This window comes from Cupriavidus sp. KB_39 (assembly GCF_052114485.1).
Lineage (GTDB): Bacteria > Pseudomonadota > Gammaproteobacteria > Burkholderiales > Burkholderiaceae > Cupriavidus.
In genome coordinates this window covers 104,276-122,730 of sequence record NZ_JBFREV010000012.1, presented here as the reverse complement: position 1 = coordinate 122,730, position 18,455 = coordinate 104,276, and the positions used below count along the sequence as shown (strand labels likewise).

13 protein-coding genes and 1 other RNA gene are annotated in these 18,455 nt (G+C 65.3%); 7 read left to right on the top strand and 7 right to left on the bottom strand.

Features of this window, described 5'->3' with window-relative positions; genetic code table 11:
* Positions 1 to 8: 8 nt before the first annotated feature.
* The 4 genes from pheA to gyrA all read right to left on the bottom strand — a co-directional run bounded on the left by pheA (position 9) and on the right by gyrA (position 5,909).
* Positions 9 to 1,157 (bottom strand): prephenate dehydratase, encoded by a 1,149-nt coding sequence (gene pheA, locus AB4Z27_RS12030; protein ID WP_441644531.1) that lies wholly within the window; start codon positions 1,155 to 1,157, stop codon positions 9 to 11.
* A gap of 60 nt (positions 1,158 to 1,217) precedes the next feature.
* Positions 1,218 to 2,381: a 3-phosphoserine/phosphohydroxythreonine transaminase gene (serC, locus tag AB4Z27_RS12025; protein ID WP_441644530.1), complete on the bottom strand. Its 1,164-nt coding sequence runs from the start codon at positions 2,379 to 2,381 to the stop codon at positions 1,218 to 1,220.
* A gap of 116 nt (positions 2,382 to 2,497) precedes the next feature.
* The gene (locus tag AB4Z27_RS12020; RefSeq protein WP_092298398.1) at positions 2,498 to 3,067 is read right to left on the bottom strand and encodes a DUF2059 domain-containing protein; all 570 of its coding nucleotides are present in this window, start codon (positions 3,065 to 3,067) and stop codon (positions 2,498 to 2,500) included.
* Positions 3,068 to 3,149: 82 nt separating this feature from the next.
* Positions 3,150 to 5,909, bottom strand: coding sequence for a DNA gyrase subunit A (gyrA, locus tag AB4Z27_RS12015; protein ID WP_441591889.1), 2,760 nt, complete (start codon positions 5,907 to 5,909; stop codon positions 3,150 to 3,152).
* 446 nt (positions 5,910 to 6,355) lie between these two features.
* Here gyrA and ompA point away from each other — a divergent pair, with 446 nt between their 5' ends.
* From ompA to ssrA, 4 genes are all read left to right on the top strand, one after another.
* The gene (gene ompA, locus AB4Z27_RS12010; RefSeq protein WP_092298392.1) at positions 6,356 to 7,012 is read left to right on the top strand and encodes an outer membrane protein OmpA; all 657 of its coding nucleotides are present in this window, start codon (positions 6,356 to 6,358) and stop codon (positions 7,010 to 7,012) included.
* 135 nt (positions 7,013 to 7,147) lie between these two features.
* Positions 7,148 to 7,903: a bifunctional 2-polyprenyl-6-hydroxyphenol methylase/3-demethylubiquinol 3-O-methyltransferase UbiG gene (gene ubiG / locus AB4Z27_RS12005; protein WP_092298389.1), complete on the top strand. Its 756-nt coding sequence runs from the start codon at positions 7,148 to 7,150 to the stop codon at positions 7,901 to 7,903.
* A gap of 3 nt (positions 7,904 to 7,906) precedes the next feature.
* Positions 7,907 to 8,566 (top strand): phosphoglycolate phosphatase, encoded by a 660-nt coding sequence (gene gph / locus AB4Z27_RS12000; protein WP_092298386.1) that lies wholly within the window; start codon positions 7,907 to 7,909, stop codon positions 8,564 to 8,566.
* Positions 8,567 to 8,620: 54 nt separating this feature from the next.
* Positions 8,621 to 8,981: a transfer-messenger RNA gene (gene ssrA, locus AB4Z27_RS11995) on the top strand.
* A 121-nt stretch (positions 8,982 to 9,102) separates the two neighbouring features.
* Here ssrA and AB4Z27_RS11990 read toward each other — a convergent pair.
* A complete protein-coding gene (locus tag AB4Z27_RS11990) occupies positions 9,103 to 9,471 on the bottom strand; it encodes a hypothetical protein (protein ID WP_092298383.1) in 369 nt (122 codons plus the stop codon).
* Positions 9,472 to 9,612: 141 nt separating this feature from the next.
* Here AB4Z27_RS11990 and AB4Z27_RS11985 point away from each other — a divergent pair, with 141 nt between their 5' ends.
* Entirely contained in the window at positions 9,613 to 10,017 is a 405-nt protein-coding gene (locus tag AB4Z27_RS11985) for a hypothetical protein (RefSeq protein ID WP_092298480.1), read from the top strand.
* Positions 10,018 to 10,088: 71 nt separating this feature from the next.
* Here AB4Z27_RS11985 and AB4Z27_RS11980 read toward each other — a convergent pair whose 3' ends face one another.
* Both AB4Z27_RS11980 and AB4Z27_RS11975 read right to left on the bottom strand, forming a co-directional pair.
* Complete coding sequence (locus AB4Z27_RS11980) at positions 10,089 to 10,559, bottom strand: cyanophycin metabolism-associated DUF1854 family protein (protein WP_092298380.1); 471 nt, start codon at positions 10,557 to 10,559, stop codon at positions 10,089 to 10,091.
* A 34-nt stretch (positions 10,560 to 10,593) separates the two neighbouring features.
* Positions 10,594 to 12,894: a cyanophycin metabolism-associated ABC transporter gene (locus AB4Z27_RS11975; protein ID WP_092298377.1), complete on the bottom strand. Its 2,301-nt coding sequence runs from the start codon at positions 12,892 to 12,894 to the stop codon at positions 10,594 to 10,596.
* A 254-nt stretch (positions 12,895 to 13,148) separates the two neighbouring features.
* On the opposite strand from AB4Z27_RS11975, the gene cphA (AB4Z27_RS11970) reads away from it, so the two are divergent.
* Together cphA (AB4Z27_RS11970) and cphA (AB4Z27_RS11965) are read left to right on the top strand one after the other, a co-directional pair.
* Positions 13,149 to 15,794 (top strand): cyanophycin synthetase, encoded by a 2,646-nt coding sequence (cphA, locus tag AB4Z27_RS11970; protein WP_092298374.1) that lies wholly within the window; start codon positions 13,149 to 13,151, stop codon positions 15,792 to 15,794.
* Positions 15,795 to 15,824: 30 nt separating this feature from the next.
* Entirely contained in the window at positions 15,825 to 18,395 is a 2,571-nt protein-coding gene (cphA, locus tag AB4Z27_RS11965) for a cyanophycin synthetase (RefSeq protein WP_092298371.1), read from the top strand.
* The last annotated feature ends 60 nt before the right edge of the window (positions 18,396 to 18,455 follow it).

Here is an 18,455-nt window from a genome sequence, read left to right as displayed (position 1 = left end):
CTTGATGCTTACTTGCTGGACGGGTATGAGCCGAGCACCTTGAAGTACGCGGCATTGCGCTTCAGTTCCTCCAGGGCGCGCGCCACGGCGGCCTCGTGCTGGTGGCCTTCCACGTCCACATAGAAGTAGTACTCCCACGCGCCACTGCGCGCGGGACGCGATTCGAACCGGCACATCGACACGCCGTTCTCGGCCAGCGGCGCCAGCAACTGGTACACCGCACCGGCCTTGTTCGGCACCGACAGGATGAGAGACGTCTGATCRCTGCCCGAGGGCTCGGTCTCATAACGGCCAATCACGGCAAAGCGCGTGCGGTTATGCGGATCGTCCTGGATATGCGTGCGCACCAGATGCAGGTGGTAACGGTTGGCCGCCGACTCGCCGGCGATGGCCGCCACGGTGGGGTCTTCGCTCGCCATGCGTGCAGCTTCGGCATTGCTCGAGACCGCCTGGCGCTCCAGGTGCGGATAGTTGGCCGTGAGCCAGTGCTGGCACTGCGCCAGCGCCTGGGCGTGCGCGCGAACCACGGTCACGCCCTTCATGTCCGGCGTGGAGGCCATCAGGTTGTGATGGACCTTGAGCGCAATCTCACCGCTGATCTTTAGCGAGGTCTGCAGGAACAGGTCGAGCGTGCGCGACACCGCGCCTTCGGTCGAGTTCTCCACGGGCACCACGCCATATTCGACGGTGCCGGCTTCCACGGCGCGGAACACCTCGTCGATGCTCGGGCACGGCACGCCGCTCACTTCGTGGCCGAAATGCGCGTACAGCGCCTGCTCGGAGAACGTGCCGGCCGGGCCGAGGAACGCAATCTCAAGCGGCTTTTCCAGCCCACGGCAGGCAGACATCACCTCGCGCCAGATCGACGCCACGCTCTCGCCCAGCAGCGGGCCCGGGTTGGCGCCCTGCACCTTGCGGATGACCTGCAGTTCACGTTCGGGACGAAACACGGGCGCGCCGTACTTCTTCTTGACCTCGCCCACGTCGAGGGCGAGCTGGGCGCGGCGGTTCAGCAGCGCCAGCAGTTCGCKGTCCACCGCGTCGATCTSGCCGCGCAGCGGCGCGAGGTCGGCGGACAGCGCCTGCTCCTGGGCGCTGGGACCGGGGTTCCCTGTGGGCGGCGCGTCGTTGCTCGCGCGCTTGTCTTCGCTAGTCATGTCAAAGCCTGGTGGGCCGCGCCGGGGCGGCGGCCGGGAAGAATCGGTGCAAATCCGCCGTCAGGCGGCGGTACGCTCGAATTCGCGCATGAAATCGATCAGCGCGGTCACGCCTTCCAGAGGCATGGCGTTGTAGATGCTGGCGCGCATGCCGCCCACGGACTTGTGGCCCTTGAGCTGTACCAGGCCATTCGCGCGCGCCTGGGTCAGGAACGCTTCGTTGCGCGATTCGTCGCGCAGGAAGAACGGTACGTTCATGCGCGAGCGGCAGCTGGGGTCAATCTCGTTACGGTAAAAGTCGCTCTGGTCCAGGAAGCGGTACAGCGCCTGCGCCTTGGCGATATTGCGCTGCTCGATGCCGGCCACGCCGCCCTGGGCCTTGAGCCACTTGAACACGAGCCCGGCGATATAGATCGCATAGGTGGGCGGCGTGTTGTACATCGAATCATGCTCGGCCACCTGGCGCCAGTTGAACGCCGACGGGCACAGCGGGTGCGCGAAGCCGATCAGGTCCTCGCGCACGATGACGATGGTCACGCCGGCCGGGCCGATGTTCTTCTGCGCCCCGCCGTACACCACCTGCACGCGCGACCAGTCGATCGGGCGCGACAGGATATGGCTGGACGCGTCGGCCACCACGATGCGGCCCTTGTCGTGCGTGCCGGTCTGGCCGATGTCRGGAATCTCCTGGAACTCCACGCCGACGATGGTCTCGTTCGTGCACAGGTGCACATAGGCCGCGTCGTCGGACAGCTTCCARCYGGCGACATCCGGAATYTTCGTAAATTTACGATCCGCGCTYGAGGCCGCGATATTGACCTCGCCATAGCGGCGCGCTTCCTGCTCGGTCTTGACCGACCACGTGCCGGTCACGACGAAATCGGTCTTCGGCTTGGCCGCATTGACGCGGCTGGCCAGGTTCAGCGGCACGATGCCATTCTSGCCAATCGCCCCGCCCTGCAGGAARAGGATGCGGAAGTTCTTCGGCACATGGAGCAGTTCTCGCAGATCGGCGAGGGCTTCGTTGTGGATCCCCTCGAACTCGCGGCTGCGGTGGCTCATCTCCATGACCGACACGCCGGTGCCGCGCCACGACAGCATTTCCTCGGCCGCCTGCTGCAGGACTTCGGTCGGCAGTGCGGCCGGACCGGGCGAGAAATTGAACACGCGCTCGGCCACATTGCGTTGCAGGCCAGCGAGGGCGGGATTCTGGGGATCGTTCATGGAGGAAGAAGGAAAAATGGCTGCCGGTTTGAACCAGGCAGCCATTATCCCTCAAACGCGCGCCGCTAGGGCAGCGGCTCGGCGGCCGGATCGGCCGTCGATTCCTTGCGGATCACTTACTTCGAAGCGGCGGCGATTTCCTTCTCGGCCGAGTCACGCATCGACTTGCCAACCTGCGGGCCGTACTTCTGCATCATCGAACCCCAGATTTCCTGGGTCGCCTTGCCCTGGTTGGCCATGAACTTCTGGCCGGTCGGCGACTTCAGGAACGTGGTCAGGTCCTTGATTTCCTGCGTGCTGTAATACTTGCCGAACGCGTCGTAGTGGGCCTTGATGGCGTCCTGGCGGAAACCGTCGGTGTTGAACGCCGTACCGGCGCCATCCACCATGCGCTGCACCGCGCCGTTCTTCTTCAGCTTGTCGACAGCGGCCTGCTTCTGCTTGTCGTTCAGCGTCTTGTTTTCCACGAGGACTTGCTCGAGGACCAGCGGCGCTTCCTGCTTGGCGCCGTTCTGCCAGTTGTCGGCCTGGCCCTTCACGGCCTGGTCGGCCTGCATGACGGAGAGCAGTTCCTTGATGGCGGCGGTCTTGTCGGCATCCTGCGCCTGAGCGTGGGCGGCCTGGGCCACCATCATCGTCGGGACAAAAGCAGCCAGAACAGCAATACGTCGATAGGTTTTGAGCATTATGACTCCCTGGAAAATATGTCCGATTTAGTCCGCACGGCCGTCTGGCGAGTTCCGGCCGGCGTCCTGTTGTTGCAACAAATTACGAATTCGCGTCCGCGTCGGTTGCGCCGTCGGCGCCTTCGGCCCCGGCGGTGCCAGCGGCCCCTTCCACCACATCGGCGTCCGCATCCTCGGCACCCTCGATCCCGGCGCCATTATCGGCATCGGTCTCGACAATCCGTTGCAGGCCCGACAGCTTGGTGCCCTCGTCCACGTTGATCAGGGTCACGCCCTGCGTGGCGCGGCCCATCTCGCGGATCTCGGCCACACGGGTGCGGATCAGCACGCCGCCGGTCGTGATCAGCATGATCTCGTCCTCGGGMGATACCAGCGCGGCAGCCACCACGCGGCCATTGCGCTCGCTGGTCTGGATCGCAATCATGCCCTTGGTGCCGCGGCCATGTCGAGTGTATTCCGAGATCGGCGTGCGCTTGCCGTAGCCGTTCTCGGTGGCGGTCAGCACGCTGCCCACCGCCGCGACGGCGGTCTCGGAACCCGCACTGCCTTCGGTCGCTTCCGCCGATTCGGCAGAATCCGTCGATTCAGCCACCGCAGTTTCTGCCGGCGCCACCAGCATGGCGATGACCGCCTGGCTTTCCTCGAGGTTCATGCCGCGGACGCCGCGGGCCTGACGGCCCATCGGACGCACGTCGTTTTCGTCGAAGCGCACGGCCTTGCCGGCGTCCGAGAACAGCATCACGTCATGCTGGCCGTCGGTCACGGCGGCGCCGATCAGGAAATCGCCCTCGTCCAGGTCCACGGCGATGATGCCGGCCTTGCGCGGGTTCGAGAACTCGGTCAGCGCGGTCTTCTTGACCGTGCCGCGTGCGGTGGCCATGAAGATGAAGTGCTCGGCGTCGAACTGGCGCACCGGCAGGATCACATTGATCTTCTCGCCATCGGCCAGCGGGAACATGTTAACGATCGGACGGCCACGCGAGTTGCGCGACCCCTGCGGCACCTCGTACACCTTGAGCCAGTACAGCCGGCCGCGGTTCGAGAAGCACAGGATGTAATCGTGCGTGTTGGCCACGAACAGCGTGTCGATCCAGTCGTCTTCCTTGGTGGCCGTCGCCAGCTTGCCGCGCCCGCCACGTTTCTGCGCGCGGTATTCGGAAATCGGCTGGCTCTTCATATAGCCGCTGTGCGAGAGCGTGACCACCATGTCCTGCGGCGTGATCAGATCCTCGGTGTCGAGTTCGGTCGCGTTCAGTTCGATGGTGGAACGGCGCTCGTCGCCAAATTCGGCGCGGATGGCACCGAGTTCGTCGGTGATGATGGTCGTAATACGTTCCGGACGCGCCAGGATGTCCAGCAGGTCCGCGATCACCGCCATCACTTCACGGTATTCCTGGACGATCTTGTCCTGCTCCAGGCCCGTGAGGCGTTGCAGGCGCATTTGCAGGATTTCCTGCGCCTGGCCGTCGGAGAGGCGGTACAGGCCGTCCGGCTGCATGCCGAACAGGGCGGGCAGGCCATCCGGACGATACGAGGCACGGCCGCCGGCAGTGTCGCTTTCGGCACGCGCGAGCATGTCGCGCACGAGTGCCGAATCCCACGACTTGGCCATCAGCTCCTGCTTGGCGATCGGCGGCGTCGGCGCGGCCTTGATGATCGCGATGAACTCGTCGATGTTCGCCAGCGCCACGGCCAGGCCTTCCAGCACGTGACCGCGCTCCCGCGCCTTGCGCAGCTCGAACACGGTGCGGCGGGTGACCACCTCGCGCCGGTGCGACAGGAACGCGTCCAGCATCTGGCGCAGGTTCAGCAGGCGCGGCTGGCCGTCGACCAGCGCCACCATGTTCATGCCGAAGGTGTCCTGCAGCTGGGTRTTCTTATATAGGTTGTTCAGGACAACCTCGGGCACTTCGTTGCGCTTCAGTTCGACCACCACGCGCATGCCCGACTTGTCGGACTCGTCGCGGATGTCGGAAATGCCCTCGACCTTCTTCTCGGTCACCAGCTCGGCGATGCGCTCGAGAAGCGTCCGCTTGTTCACCTGGTACGGCAGTTCGTCGACGATGATCGCCTGGCGCTGGCCGCGGTCGATGTCCTCGAAGTGCGTCCGGGCGCGCATGATGATGCGGCCCCGGCCCGTGCGATAGCCTTCGCGCACGCCCTGGATGCCGTAGATAATGCCGGCCGTCGGAAAATCGGGCGCTGGCACCAGTTCGATCAGGTCATCCACCGTGGCGTCGGGATTGCGCAGCAGATGCAGGCAGGCGTCGACCACCTCATTGAGGTTATGCGGCGGAATATTGGTGGCCATGCCCACCGCAATACCCGACGAGCCATTGATCAGCAAATTCGGAATACGCGCCGGCAAAATACCCGGTTCTTTTTCCGAACCGTCGTAGTTCGGCTCGAAATCGACAGTTTCCTTGTCGATATCGTGGAGCATTTCATGCGCAATTTTCGACAGGCGGATTTCGGTATAACGCATGGCTGCCGCGTTATCCCCATCGACCGAGCCGAAGTTGCCCTGCCCGTCCACCAGCATGTAGCGCAGCGAGAAATGCTGCGCCATGCGGACGATCGTGTCATAAACGGCGGTGTCGCCGTGCGGGTGATACTTACCGATCACATCRCCGACAATACGGGCCGATTTCTTATAGGCCCGGTTCCAGTCGTTATTCAGCTCATGCATCGCAAAGAGCACGCGCCGATGTACTGGTTTCAGGCCATCCCGGACGTCGGGAAGCGCACGCCCGACGATAACGCTCATCGCGTAATCCAGGTATGAGCGGCGCATTTCCTCTTCCAGGGAAACCGGAAGCGTTTCTTTGGCGAATTGATCCATTGCGGCTTGGTTTATGCGGCGGGTTTTAGCGAATGAGACCCTGGTCCCGGGGCGCCGGCGGGGGCGCCTGTCCAGGACGGGCAACATGGCATTCTACCACGCGCGCCACCCCTTCCCGACGCCCGCCGGACGGCCCGGAAACAGGCCCGCCAGCGCCCTCCGGAGCGCCGCGCCTRCCGCCCGCAAGCCATACGGGACAAGGGTTTGCGGGCGCCGCAAGAGCGATGTTGCACAAACACCACAGGGCTAAAACCCCAGGGTTGAATCGAATATATTTACTTCTTAGGAAACGAGCCTTGTGGCACAATTCCCCAGCGAAGAGCCAGACATTGTTCGAAGTGGAGCATCCACCACATCGAGAATGTTATACTCCGAAGAATGTATGACTTGTTTTCGTCCATTTGCTCGCAGTAACCCTGCGGTGATCTCATCCTGAGAGGAGAAATATGAAAAAATTTGCCAAGCTCGCGCTCGTTGCAGCTACCGCAGTAATGGCTGCATCCGCTCAAGCCCAGTCCGTCCCCTATGAAAAGAAGGCTGTGAACGACAACTGGGGCAACGGTACGAGCGAGTACGTGTGGAAGAATGGCACGAACGAGCTCTGCTGGCGCGACAGCTCCTGGACCCCGGCAACGGCCAATGCCCTGTGCGATGGCGCACTGGCTCCGGCTGCTGCTCCGGCCCAGGCACCGACCCCGGTGGCTCCTCCGGTTGTGTCGAGCGAGAAGGTCACTTTCGCAGCTGACACCCTGTTCGACTTCGACAAGGCTGTTCTGAAGCCCGAAGGCAAGGCCAAGCTGGACGACCTGGTCTCGAAGCTGCAAGGCATCACCCTCGAAGTGATCATCGCCGTGGGCCACACCGACGCGTTCGGTTCGGACAAGTACAACGATCGCCTGTCGATCCGTCGTGCTGAATCCGTCAAGGCTTACCTGGTGAGCAAGGGCGTGGAAGCCAACCGCGTGTACACCGAAGGCAAGGGCAAGCGCCAGCTGAAGGTGGATCCGAAGTCGTGCAAGGGCAACCGCACGGCACAGATCGCCTGCCAGCAGCCGAACCGTCGCGTGGAAGTCGAAGTGGTCGGCACCCGCAGCGCACGTTAATCGGATCCTCTCCGATGAAGAAAGCCCAGCGCAAGCTGGGCTTTTTTTTTGCCCGCTATTTTTGGTACAGTTGCCGGACGCTTCTCTCCGCACTCAGGTTTCGGGCCGTGCGCCCGGGACCTCACTCCTTTGACGATGTCGCAAACCTCCACCCTTTCCCCCGCTGGCAGCCCCACCGGTCGCAACGCCGATCCGAAAGAGATCGACAAGTTCAGCGAGCTGGCCCACCGCTGGTGGGACCCGAACAGCGAGTTCAAGCCGCTCCACGACCTGAACCCGCTGCGCCTGGGCTGGATCGACGGCATCGCCCGCCTGCCCGGCAAACAGGTGATCGACGTTGGGTGCGGAGGCGGCATCCTGTCCGAAAGCATGGCGCGCCTTGGCGCCACCGTGCGCGGCATCGATCTGTCTACCAAGGCACTCAAGGTAGCGGACCTGCATAGCCTGGAGTCCGGCGTGCCGGTCACCTACGAGGAAATCGCCGTCGAGGACCTCGCCGCGCGCATCCCCGGCAGCGTGGACGTGGTCACTTGCATGGAAATGCTCGAGCACGTGCCCGACCCCGCCTCCATCGTGCGCGCCTGCACGACACTGGTCCGCCCGGGCGGCTACGTCTTCTTCTCGACGATCAACCGCAACCTCAAGGCCTACCTGCTGGCCATCGTCGGCGCCGAATACGTGCTGAACATGCTGCCGCGCGGCACCCACGACTACGAGAAGTTCATCACGCCATCGGAAATGGCCCGCTTCGCGCGCCAGGCCGGGCTGGACCTGATCGAGATGCGCGGCATGACCTACAACCCGTTGTCGCAGACGTACTCGCTCGGCCATGACACGGGCGTCAACTACATGATGGCCTTCCGCAAGACGGCGCCGAAGGCGGCGGACTGAATCATGCGCACCTTCGACGCGGTATTTTTCGATCTCGACGGCACGCTCGCCGACACAGCCCCTGACCTCGCCGCAGCCGCCAACCGGCTCGTGGTGGAGCGCGGCCTGCCGCCCGTGGCCTATGAGAAGTTGCGCCCGGTGGCTTCGCACGGCGCGCGCGGCCTGATCGGCGCGGCGTTCGGCAAGTCGCCCGAGGACCCCGACTTCCCCGCCCTGCGCGATACCTTCCTCGACTACTACGAGGCCGACATCGCGGTGCACACCCGCCTGTTCGACGGCATGGACGAGGTGCTGGCCCGGCTGGAAGCCGCCGGCATCCGCTGGGGCATCGTGACCAACAAGATCGCCCGCTTCACGGTGCCGCTGGTGGCCGCGATCGGCCTTGCGCCGCGCGCCTCGGCTGTGGTCAGCGGCGACACCACCGCGCATGCCAAACCCCACCCCGCCCCGCTGCTGCATGCAGCCGAGGTCAGCGGCGTGGCACCGGCACGCTGCCTGTATGTAGGTGACGACCTGCGCGACATCCAGGCCGGCAAAGCGGCCGGCATGGCCACGGTGACCGCCGCGTACGGCTACTGTGGCGACGGCGAGCCGCCCGAAGCCTGGGGCGCGGACTACCTGATCCGTCACCCGGCCGAGCTGCTGGCGCTGTTCGGGAACTGAAGCCCCCGGCAGGCAGCCAAAGCGAGTACAATCCGTCTCCTACATCTTCACACTGGGGCCGACCTGGTTTCGACGTGGGTTGCGAAGCAGTGGAGGGCATACCGAGGACCCGTCACCTCGTTAATCAATGGGAATGTAATAACTGCTAACGACGAACGTTACGCACTGGCTGCCTAAGGGCTAGCCGTCCTCGCACTGGCTCGCTGACGGGCTAGGGTTCGCAAGAACTGGCGAGGTCATTTACGTCAGATAAGCTTCGGGAGTGTCACGGGCCCGAGGACGAAAACCTAGTGACTCGCCGTCGTAGAGCGTGTTCGTCCGCGATGCGGCGGTTAAAACAAATGACAGAACTAAGTATGTAGAACTCTCTGTGGAGGGCTTGCGGACGCGGGTTCGATTCCCGCCGGCTCCACCAGTATTACCGCCCGACATTCCTTTTGCTTCAGGAAACGCCGGACAAGCAAAAACCCCGTCAATCGATGACGGGGTTTTTTCTTTTCTACCGGGCCAAAATCCATTGGCCGCTCGATGCACGCTCAGTGCACCGATTCCGCCGGCTGGCTCGCTGCCAGGCGCGCGGCATAGAAGCGGTCCAGCGCTACGTGCACGCCAAGCAGGCCGAACAGTTGGGAGGCCTCGTTCACTGATACCAACACGCCCGGCATCCACAGCCGCTGCAGGCGGCCCGGGGCCTGCCCGCTGAGGTCGGCAAACGCTTCCATGCCGTACTCCTGGATGGCCTTGAACAGCACCAGGCCTACCAGGTACATATCGCCGGAATCCAGCGCGATGGCCGCCTGCGCAGCCCAGCGCACTTGCCGGTCTTCGTGCTTCTCCGCCTCGGCAAAGCGCTCCGTCGCCGTCTGGGCGACCGCCTCACCGGGCGCTTGGAATGTGAGGCTCATTGCCAATCTCCAATGCCAGATCCCATGGATATCGGCAGATTTGCCATTTTCCTGAAGCCTTCCTCCAGGACACGAGATAACGCATGGGTCCCTTGGCCGCACGGGGCTACAATGGACGCCCGCCTCTTCCTGCCCAACTCCATGACCGACCACCCCCGCTTCACCCTCAACCGCTCCATGGTCATGCTGCTGCCCGAGCAGCCGTTCCTGGACTGGATCAAGGCCGTCGACCCGGAGCCCGTGCCGGGCCTGTCGCTCGAGGACGTCCGCGACGACGCCAGCGTCTTTCTGTTGCCGTCGGAAGTGGCGGATTCCCCGGAGACTGCTATGCGCTGGGTGGAAAAGCGCTGGCAGGCGTTCTTCGAATTCATGTTGGGCGAATGGTTTGATGATTCCATGTGGCCCGAGAATATGTCCCTGGCCATGTTCCGCGAATGGTTCACGCCGCGTTTCCATTCCATGGTGTGGGATATGGCGCCGGAGTCTCCCATCATGCATGAAGACTGGGATGACGAAGACGACGATATGCCGTCCATGCTGCACTAAATCCAACCTCGGAAATTGAAACGGCACGCCCGAGGGCGTGCCGTTTTTGCTTGCGCGAACAAGACTATAAATCAAAGAAAGCGATCGAGTATTTTGCGGCTGGGTTTGTCGAGCGCGGACAGGTCGCGAATCAGGTAATGAATGCCGTGGTTGTCGGAGATCAGCAGCGTGCTGCCGGTCAGTCGACGAATGTCCTCTTCGCCGCGCAGCACGAGGTCGGTCTGGCCACGATCCGTCCGCACCGTCCAGACGCTCGGCGTGGCATAGGTGGACACACCCACAATGCTACGAATTTCCGGCATGAACTCGCGCGCGGCCAGTTCGGACTCGATCAGGGCACGCATCGGCGCCGGCAGGGTATCGAGGCGCGGAATCCACGCCAATTCGCGGCCATCGGTACTGATCAAGCCGACACCGTCGTCGGGCGCGGCAATCGGGAAGGCGCGCACAGGCACCACGCCCTCGTGCGCCGTGCCGTCGGCCGTCGTCAGAACGAGCTTGCCGAACGGGTTGCGGGACAACGTGTAATCGGGCGTCTGCATAGCGGTTTGCCGAGAAATCGAATCACCTGAAGAATCACTGCGCATTGACGGCCTCCGTATCGAGGCGTTCGCCCGCGCTGGGCAGGTCTGCATCGGCATCGACATTGCGCGCCTGCGCCTGGTAGAGCTTGTAGTAGGCGCCTTCGCGCGCGAGCAGTTCGTCGTGATTGCCGACTTCGACAATCTGTCCGCGATCCATCACCACGAGGCGATCGGCCTTCCGCAGCGTGGACAACCGGTGCGCGATCGCAATGGTCGTACGTCCCTGCACGAGGTTATCCAGCGCCTTCTGGATCTCCTTCTCCGTGGTGGTGTCCACCGACGACGTGGCCTCGTCCATGATCAGGATGCGCGGATTGATCAGCAGCGCGCGTGCGATGGAGATGCGCTGGCGCTCCCCGCCGGACAGCGCTTGCCCGCGCTCCCCTACCAGCGAGTCATAGCCGTGCGGCAGGCGCAGGATGAACTCGTGCGCATGCGCGGCCCGCGCTGCGGCGACGATTTCTTCGCGCGTGGCGTCGGGCTTGCCGTAGGCGATGTTGTCGGCAATCGTGCCGAAGAACAGGAACGGCTCTTGTAGTACCAGTCCGATATGGCGGCGGAACTCCGACACCGGCAGCGAGCGGATGTCGATGCCATCCACGCGGATCGCGCCTTCGGACACATCGTAGAAGCGGCAGATCAGATTRACMAGCGTGCTCTTGCCCGAGCCGCTGTGGCCGACCAGCCCGATCATCTCGCCCGGCCGGATCGACAGGTTCAGGCCGCGGATCACCGCGCGGTTGCCGTAGCGGAAGCCGAGGTCGCGCAGTTCGATGGCGCCCTCCACCTTATCGAGATGCACCGGGCGCTGCGGCTCGGGCACGCTCGACACATGGTCCAGGATGTCGAAGATCCGCTTGGCGCCGGCGGCAGCCTTCTGCGTGACCGACACGATCCGGCTCATCGAATCCAGCCGCGTGTAGAAACGGCTGATATAGGTCAGGAAGGCGACCAGCACGCCGACCGTGATGGCGTCGTGGCTGACCTGCCAGATGCCGAAGATCCAGACCACCAGCAGGCCCACTTCGGTCAGCAGCGTCACCGTAGGCGTGAACAGCGACCAGACGGCATTGACGCGATCGTTGACGGCCAGATTGTGCTTGTTCGCCTCGCGAAAGCGGTCGACCTCGCGCTTTTCCTGGGCGAAGGCCTTGACCACGCGGATGCCGGGAATCGTRTCGGCCAGCACATTGGTGATCTCGGACCAGATGCGGTCGATCTTCTCRAAGCCGTGACGCAGSCGGTCCCGCACGAGGTGGATCATCCAGGCGATGAACGGCAGCGGCACCAGCGTCACCAGCGCCAGCCAGGGATTGATCGAGATGAGGATGATGGCCGTCATGACGATCATCAGCACATCGGTCGCGAAATCGAGCAGGTGGAGCGACAGGAAGACGCAGATGCGGTCGCTTTCGGAGCCGATACGGGCCATCAGGTCGCCCGTGCGCTTGCCACCGAAGTATTCGAGGGACAGTTTTAGCAGGTGTTCGTACGTTGTTGTGCGCAGATCGGCGCCGATGCGCTCGGATACACGCGCCAGCAGATACGTCCGCGCCCAGCCCAGGCTCCACGCCACCAGCGCGGCGCCGAGCAGCCCGGCCAGGTACATCTTGACGCGCTCATAGTCGATCGGCACGCCGTTTTGGTACGGAATCAGCACCTTGTCCATCAGCGGCATGGTCAGGTACGGCGGCACCAGCGTGGCGGCGGTGCCGAGCAGGGTCAGCAGGAAGCCGGCCAGCAGCTCCCACTGGTAGGGCCGTGCGAAGCGCCACAGGCGCAGCAGCGCCCAGGTGGATGGCGGGGTCTCGAGGTCGCGGCTGCACTGGGGGCAGACGTCCTCGCCGGGGGGCAGCGGGGCCTTGCAGGTGGGGCAGACATCGTCGTCGGCCGGCACGGCGGCCTGGCCGGTGGCGAGCAGCGCGCGGCGGGCTTCGAACTGATCGGCCAGCCGCAGGGCGTCGGGATTGTAACCAAGCGTGTAGCGCCAGCTCCCCAGCCGGGCGCGGCCGTCGGCCAGTTCCAGCGAGCCAACCCCGGCGTGGTCGCCATGGGTCAGCGTCAAGGCAGGCGTAATTTCCCAGTCGACGATGTTTTTTTCACCGCCCCCCCGGGCAATCAGCCGGCGGTCGGTCACAACCAGCCACCCTTGGGTAAAATGCAGCCTTGCGTCCAGGTCCAGGTCAAGGCCAGCCAGCACGGTTTCACCGGGCTGCAGGCTCGTGCCGATCTCGGCGCCCCAACGACCTTGCGGGCCGGAGGGGATTGGGACGGACGGGGAGGATTGGGTCATTATTGGCGCGAAATGCGTCCGCGGTGAGTCCACAACAGGGTAGACACGGACATAACTTGAAACAATTTAGGCGGGAAGCCGGCTGGCGGCCCGCGATTTTGCCCGCAAGTATACATAACGCAAACAAACGGGGCGCCTGGTGCGCTGCACAACGTCTTCCGGACTTCAGGGGTCAACCCTGATGCCGTTGAAACGTTACTGAAAGGTTAGGCTCCCATTTCTCGGGCATTCGCCCACTGCCTCAAGCTAAATCAATGAAAAAGAAGGACATTGAGATTTTCGATGTCATGTCGCTGCGCGGCCCGAATATGTGGACATATCGGCCAGTGCTGGAGGCATGGGTTGATATCGGCGAACTGGAGGATTTCCCCTCCAACAAGATCCCGGGGTTCTACGAGCGCCTGTCGGCCTGGCTCCCGTCGCTGATCGAGCATCGCTGCAGCATTGGCGAGCGCGGCGGCTTCCTGCAGCGGCTCAAGGAAGGGACGTGGCCCGGCCACATCCTCGAGCACGTGACGCTTGAACTGCAGAACCTGGCCGGCATGCCGGGCGGCTTCGGCAAGGCCCGCGAGACCCCCGTGCGGGGCGTCTACAAGGTGATCGTCCGGGCCTGGCACGAGGAGGTGACGCGCGCCGCGCTGTTCACCGCCCGTGATCTGGTCATGGCCGCCATCGAGGACCGCCCGTTCGACGTACCCGACGCCGTGGACAACCTGCGCCGCCTGGTCGACGAACATTGCCTCGGCCCGAGCACCGCCTGCATCGTCGATGCCGCCGATGACCGCGACATCCCCTCCATCCGACTCTCCGACGGCAATCTGGTTCAACTTGGCTACGGGGCGCGCCAGCGCCGCATCTGGACCGCCGAGACCGACCGGACCAGCGCCATCGGCGAATCGATCTCGCGCGACAAGGACCTGACCAAGACGCTGCTGGAATCCTGCGGCGTGCCGGTACCGGAAGGCCGCATGGTCGAGAGCCCCGAGGACGCCTGGGACGCCGCCGAGCGCATCGGCGTGCCGGTGGTGGTCAAGCCGTACGACGGCAACCATGGCCGCGGCGTGTTCACCAACCTGATGACGCGCGAGGAAGTGGAAACCGCCTACTCGGTGGCCATCGACGAAGGCAACGGCGTGATCGTCGAGCGCTTCGTGCCGGGCAACGAACACCGCCTGCTGGTGGTGGGCGGCCGGCTCGTGGCGGCGGCGATGGGCGAGACGGCCAGCGTCGTGGGCGACGGCACCTCRACCATMGACGAACTGATCGATTCGCAGATCAACTCCGATCCGCGCCGGGGCAGCACCGAGGACCATCCGCTGAACCGCGTGCGGCTCGATTCCGCCGCACGGCTGGAACTGAAGCGCCAGGGCCTGGTAGATGGCGATTCCGTGGCACCCGCCGGCAAGACCATCCTGATCCAGCGCAACGGCAACGTCGCCTTCGACGTGACCGACCGCGTGCACCCGAGCGTGGCCGCGCATGCCGCGCTGGCCGCGCGCGTGGTGGGGCTGGACATCGCCGGGGTGGACCTCGTGGCCGAGGACATCTCGCGTCCGCTGGCCGACCAGCGCGGCGCCATCGTCGAGGTGAACGCCGGCCCGGGCCTGCTGATGCACATCAAGCCGGCCGACGGCACGCCGCGCCCCGTGGGCCCCGCCATCATCGACCATCTGTTCCCCGCCGCGAAGGATGGCAGCGCCGATGACGGCCGCATCCCCGTGGTCGGCATCACCGGTAACAACGGCAAGACCGTGGTGGCCAAGCTCGTGGCGCGCCTGCTGCAACTTTCGGGCAAGCACACCGGGCTGGCCTGCAGCGACGGCCTGTTCCTGGACCGCCGCCAGGTGGAGACCGGCGACCGCGCCAACTGGGAAGCCGGCCATCGCATCCTGATGAACCGCGCCGTGGAAGCGGCCGTGTTCGAGAACGACAGCGGCATGATCCTGTCGCAGGGCCTGCCGTACGACCGTTGCCAGGTTGGCGTGGTGACCAACTTCGCCCAGCCGGACCACCTCGGCGACTACTACGTCGAGGACGAGGACCGCATGTACAACGTGTTGCGCACCCAGGTGGACGTGGTGCTCAACAACGGCGTGGCGGTGCTCAACGCCGGCGATGCGCGGCTGGTGGAGATGGCCGAGCTGTGCGATGGCGATGTGATCTTCTTCGGCCTCACCGCCGACCTGCCGGCGATTGCCGCGCACCGGGCGGCGGGCAAGCGAGCGGTGTTCGTACGCGAAGGCAAGGTCGTGATGGCCACCGGCCAGAGCGAGATGCCGCTGACCGATGTGTCGGCCATTCCGCTGACCTACGCGGGCCGCGTGGCGTTCCAGATCGAGAACGTGCTGGCGGCCGTGGCCACGGGCTGGGCGCTGGGCATTTCCAACGACCTGATCCGCGCCGGCGTGGTGACGTTCGACGTTGGCCAGGTGGACGTGCCGGGCCGCTTCACGCTGTTCGAACGCCAGGGCGCCACGGTGATCGTCGATGACGCGCACAACGCGCCCGCGCTGACGGCGCTGGCCGCCGCGCTCGACCGCTTCCCCGCCGAGCGCCGCATGCTGGTGTTCGGCGCCGGCGTGCAGCGCCGGGACGAGGACCTCGTCAGCCACGGCAAGATCATCGGTGCCGCGTTCGACCGCGTGTTCCTCTGCGAGGACCAGAGCGTGAAGCGCGACCTGCCCGATGCCGAGGCCCGCGCGCTGGTCAAGAAGGGGCTGTACGAAGGCCGCCGCGTGACCAAGATCATCGACGAAGGCGCYCGCCGCGCCGCCATCGAGACCGCGCTCTCGCAACTGGTGGCCGGCGACCTGCTGGTCATCCAGTGCGACGAGGGCTCGCCCGAGGGCACTGTCGAGCAGGTACACCAGTGGGTCGGCCGTAGCGGCCGCCGCGCCTGATGGCTCGGCCAGAAAAATAACGGAAATACTATGGAAGTCTCCCGTATCCGGGCCCTGCGCGGCCCGAATCTCTGGTGCCGCCACACTGGCATCGAGGCCATCGTGGCCTGCTCGGACACCTCGCACCTGCTGGCCGACCTGCCCGGCTTCGAAGACCGCCTGCGCGCGCGCTTCCCKGCCATCGGCCCGCTCCGTCCTGACGACGAGGCCGGTACGCCGTCGATGGCCCACGCGCTGGAAGCCGCCGCACTCGGCCTGCAGGCCTCCGCCGGCTGCCCGGTCACCTTCAGCAACACCGCGCCCACCGTGGAGCCCGGCACGTATCAGGTAGTGGTGCAGTACAGCGAGGAGGAAGTCGGCCGGCTCGCCTTCGAACTCGCTGAACAGCTATGCCTGGCGGCCCGCGACGACAAGCCCTTCGACCTCGACGACGCGCTGCACCGCCTGCGCGAATTGGACGAGGACGTGCGGCTGGGGCCGAGCACCGGCTCCATCGTCTACGCCGCCGTGGCGCGTGGCATTCCGTATCGCCGCCTCACGCAGGGSTCGATGGTCCAGTTCGGCTGGGGCAGCAAGCAGCGCCGCATCCAGGCCGCCGAGACCGACATGACCAGCGCCGTGGCGGAGTCCATCGCGCAGGACAAGGACCTGACCAAGAGTCTGCTGCACGCCGCCGGCGTGCCGGTGCCGCTGGGCCGCTCGGTGCGCAGCGCCGAGGAAGCCTGGGCCGCCGCGCAGGCCATCAACGGGCCGGTGGTGGTCAAGCCGCGCGACGGCAACCAGGGCAAGGGCGTGGCGGTGCGCATCCGCACGCGCGAAGAAGTGATGACGGCCTACGAAGTGGCGGCCGACATCTCCTCGGACGTGCTCGTGGAACGCTACATCCCCGGTCACGATTTCCGCCTGCTGGTGGTGGGCAAGCACCTGGTGGCCGCCGCGCGCCGCGATCCGCCGCAGGTGATTGGCGATGGCGTGCACACCGTGCGCCAGCTCGTGGAGGAAGTGAACCGCGACCCGCGCCGGGGCGAGGGCCATGCCACGTCACTGACCAAGATCCGCTTCGACGATATCGCGCTGGCAACGCTGGCCAAGCAGCACCTGACCGCCGACTCGGTGCCCGCCAACGGCACGCGCGTGGTGCTGCGCAATAACGCCAATCTGTCGACGGGCGGCAGCGCCACCGACGTGACCGACGACGTCCACCCGGACATCGCCGCGCGCGCCGTGGCCGCAGCCCAGATGGTGGGCCTCGACATCTGCGGCGTGGACGCCGTGTGCGAGACCATGCTCAAGCCGTTCGAGGAACAGGCCGGCGGCATCGTCGAAGTCAACGCCGCGCCGGGCCTGCGCATGCACCTGCAGCCGTCGTTCGGCAAGGGCCGCGCCGTGGGCGAGGCCATCGTCTCAACCATGTTCGCCGATGGMGACGATGGCCGTATTCCCGTGGTGGCGGTGTCCGGCACCAACGGCAAGACCACCACCGTGCGCCTGATCACCCACCTGCTGGCCACGAGCGGCCTGCGCATGGGCATGACCGGCACCGATGGCGTGTATATCCGGGGCGAGCGCATCGACACCGGCGACTGCAGCGGTCCGCGCAGCGCGCGCAACGTGCTGCTGCATCCGGACGTCGACGCCGCCGTGTTCGAGACCGCGCGCGGCGGCCTGCTGCGCGAGGGCCTGGCCTTCGACCGCTGCGACGTGGCCGTGGTGACCAATGTGGGCGAAGGCGACCACCTGGGGCTGTCCTATATCAGCACCGTGGAAGACCTGGCCGTGCTCAAGAGCGTGATCGTCCAGAACGTGGCGCCGCATGGCATGGCTGTGCTGAACGCCGCGGATCCGATGGTGACGCGCATGGCCGACGCCTGCCCCGGCACGGTGACGTTCTTCGCGCAGGATGCCGGGCTGCCGACGATGGCGCTGCATCGCGCACAGGGCAAGCGCGTGGTGTTCGTCGAGGGCGACGAGATCGTGGCGTGCGAGGGCGAGACCCAGGTGCGCATCGCGCTGGCGGACATCCCGCTGACGCGCAACGGCAGCATCGGCTTCCAGGTGGAAAACGCGATGTCATCGATCGCCGCCGCCTGGGCGCTGGGCGTGGACTGGGCCGTGATCCGTCGCGGGCTGGCTACCTTCGTCAACGACGCCGCCACGGCGCCGGGCCGCTTCAACGTGTTCGACTACCGGGGCGCCACCCTGATCGCCGACTACGGCCACAATCCGGATGCCATCCAGGCATTGTGCAATGCGGTGGAATCCATGAAGGGCGACCGCCGCGTGGTGGTGATCAGCGGCGCGGGCGATCGTCGCGACGTGGACATCCGCCGGCAAACCCAGATCCTGGGCGGCGTGTTCGACGAGGTGGTGCTGTATCAGGACCAGTGCCAGCGCGGCCGCGAGGACGGCGAGGTACTGGCGCTGCTGCGCGAAGGGCTGGAAGGCGCACAGCGCACSCAGCACGTGGAGGAGATCCGGGGCGAGTTCCTGGCGATCGACACCGCGCTGGGGCACCTGAAGCCGGGCGACCTGTGCCTGATCCTGGTGGATCAGGTGGAAGAGGCACTCGGGCACATCGCCCAGCGCATCGCGGAACAGTAACGCGCACCTTTGTGCGTCCGTGCGAAGGCCGGCTCCCAGGAGCCGGCCTTTTTTCTTGTG

Excerpts from the sequence above, each read along its gene's own strand:
- ubiG (WP_092298389.1), top strand. The coding sequence starts at position 7,148 with ATGTCGCAAACCTCCACCCTTTCCCCCGCTGGCAGCCCCACCGGTCGC.
- ompA (WP_092298392.1), top strand. The coding sequence starts at position 6,356 with ATGAAAAAATTTGCCAAGCTCGCGCTCGTTGCAGCTACCGCAGTAATG.
- AB4Z27_RS12020 (WP_092298398.1), bottom strand. The coding sequence starts at position 3,067 with ATGCTCAAAACCTATCGACGTATTGCTGTTCTGGCTGCTTTTGTCCCG.
- gph (WP_092298386.1), top strand. The coding sequence starts at position 7,907 with ATGCGCACCTTCGACGCGGTATTTTTCGATCTCGACGGCACGCTCGCC.
- AB4Z27_RS11990 (WP_092298383.1), bottom strand. The coding sequence starts at position 9,471 with ATGAGCCTCACATTCCAAGCGCCCGGTGAGGCGGTCGCCCAGACGGCG.
- AB4Z27_RS11985 (WP_092298480.1), top strand. The coding sequence starts at position 9,613 with ATGACCGACCACCCCCGCTTCACCCTCAACCGCTCCATGGTCATGCTG.
- AB4Z27_RS11980 (WP_092298380.1), bottom strand. The coding sequence starts at position 10,559 with ATGCAGACGCCCGATTACACGTTGTCCCGCAACCCGTTCGGCAAGCTC.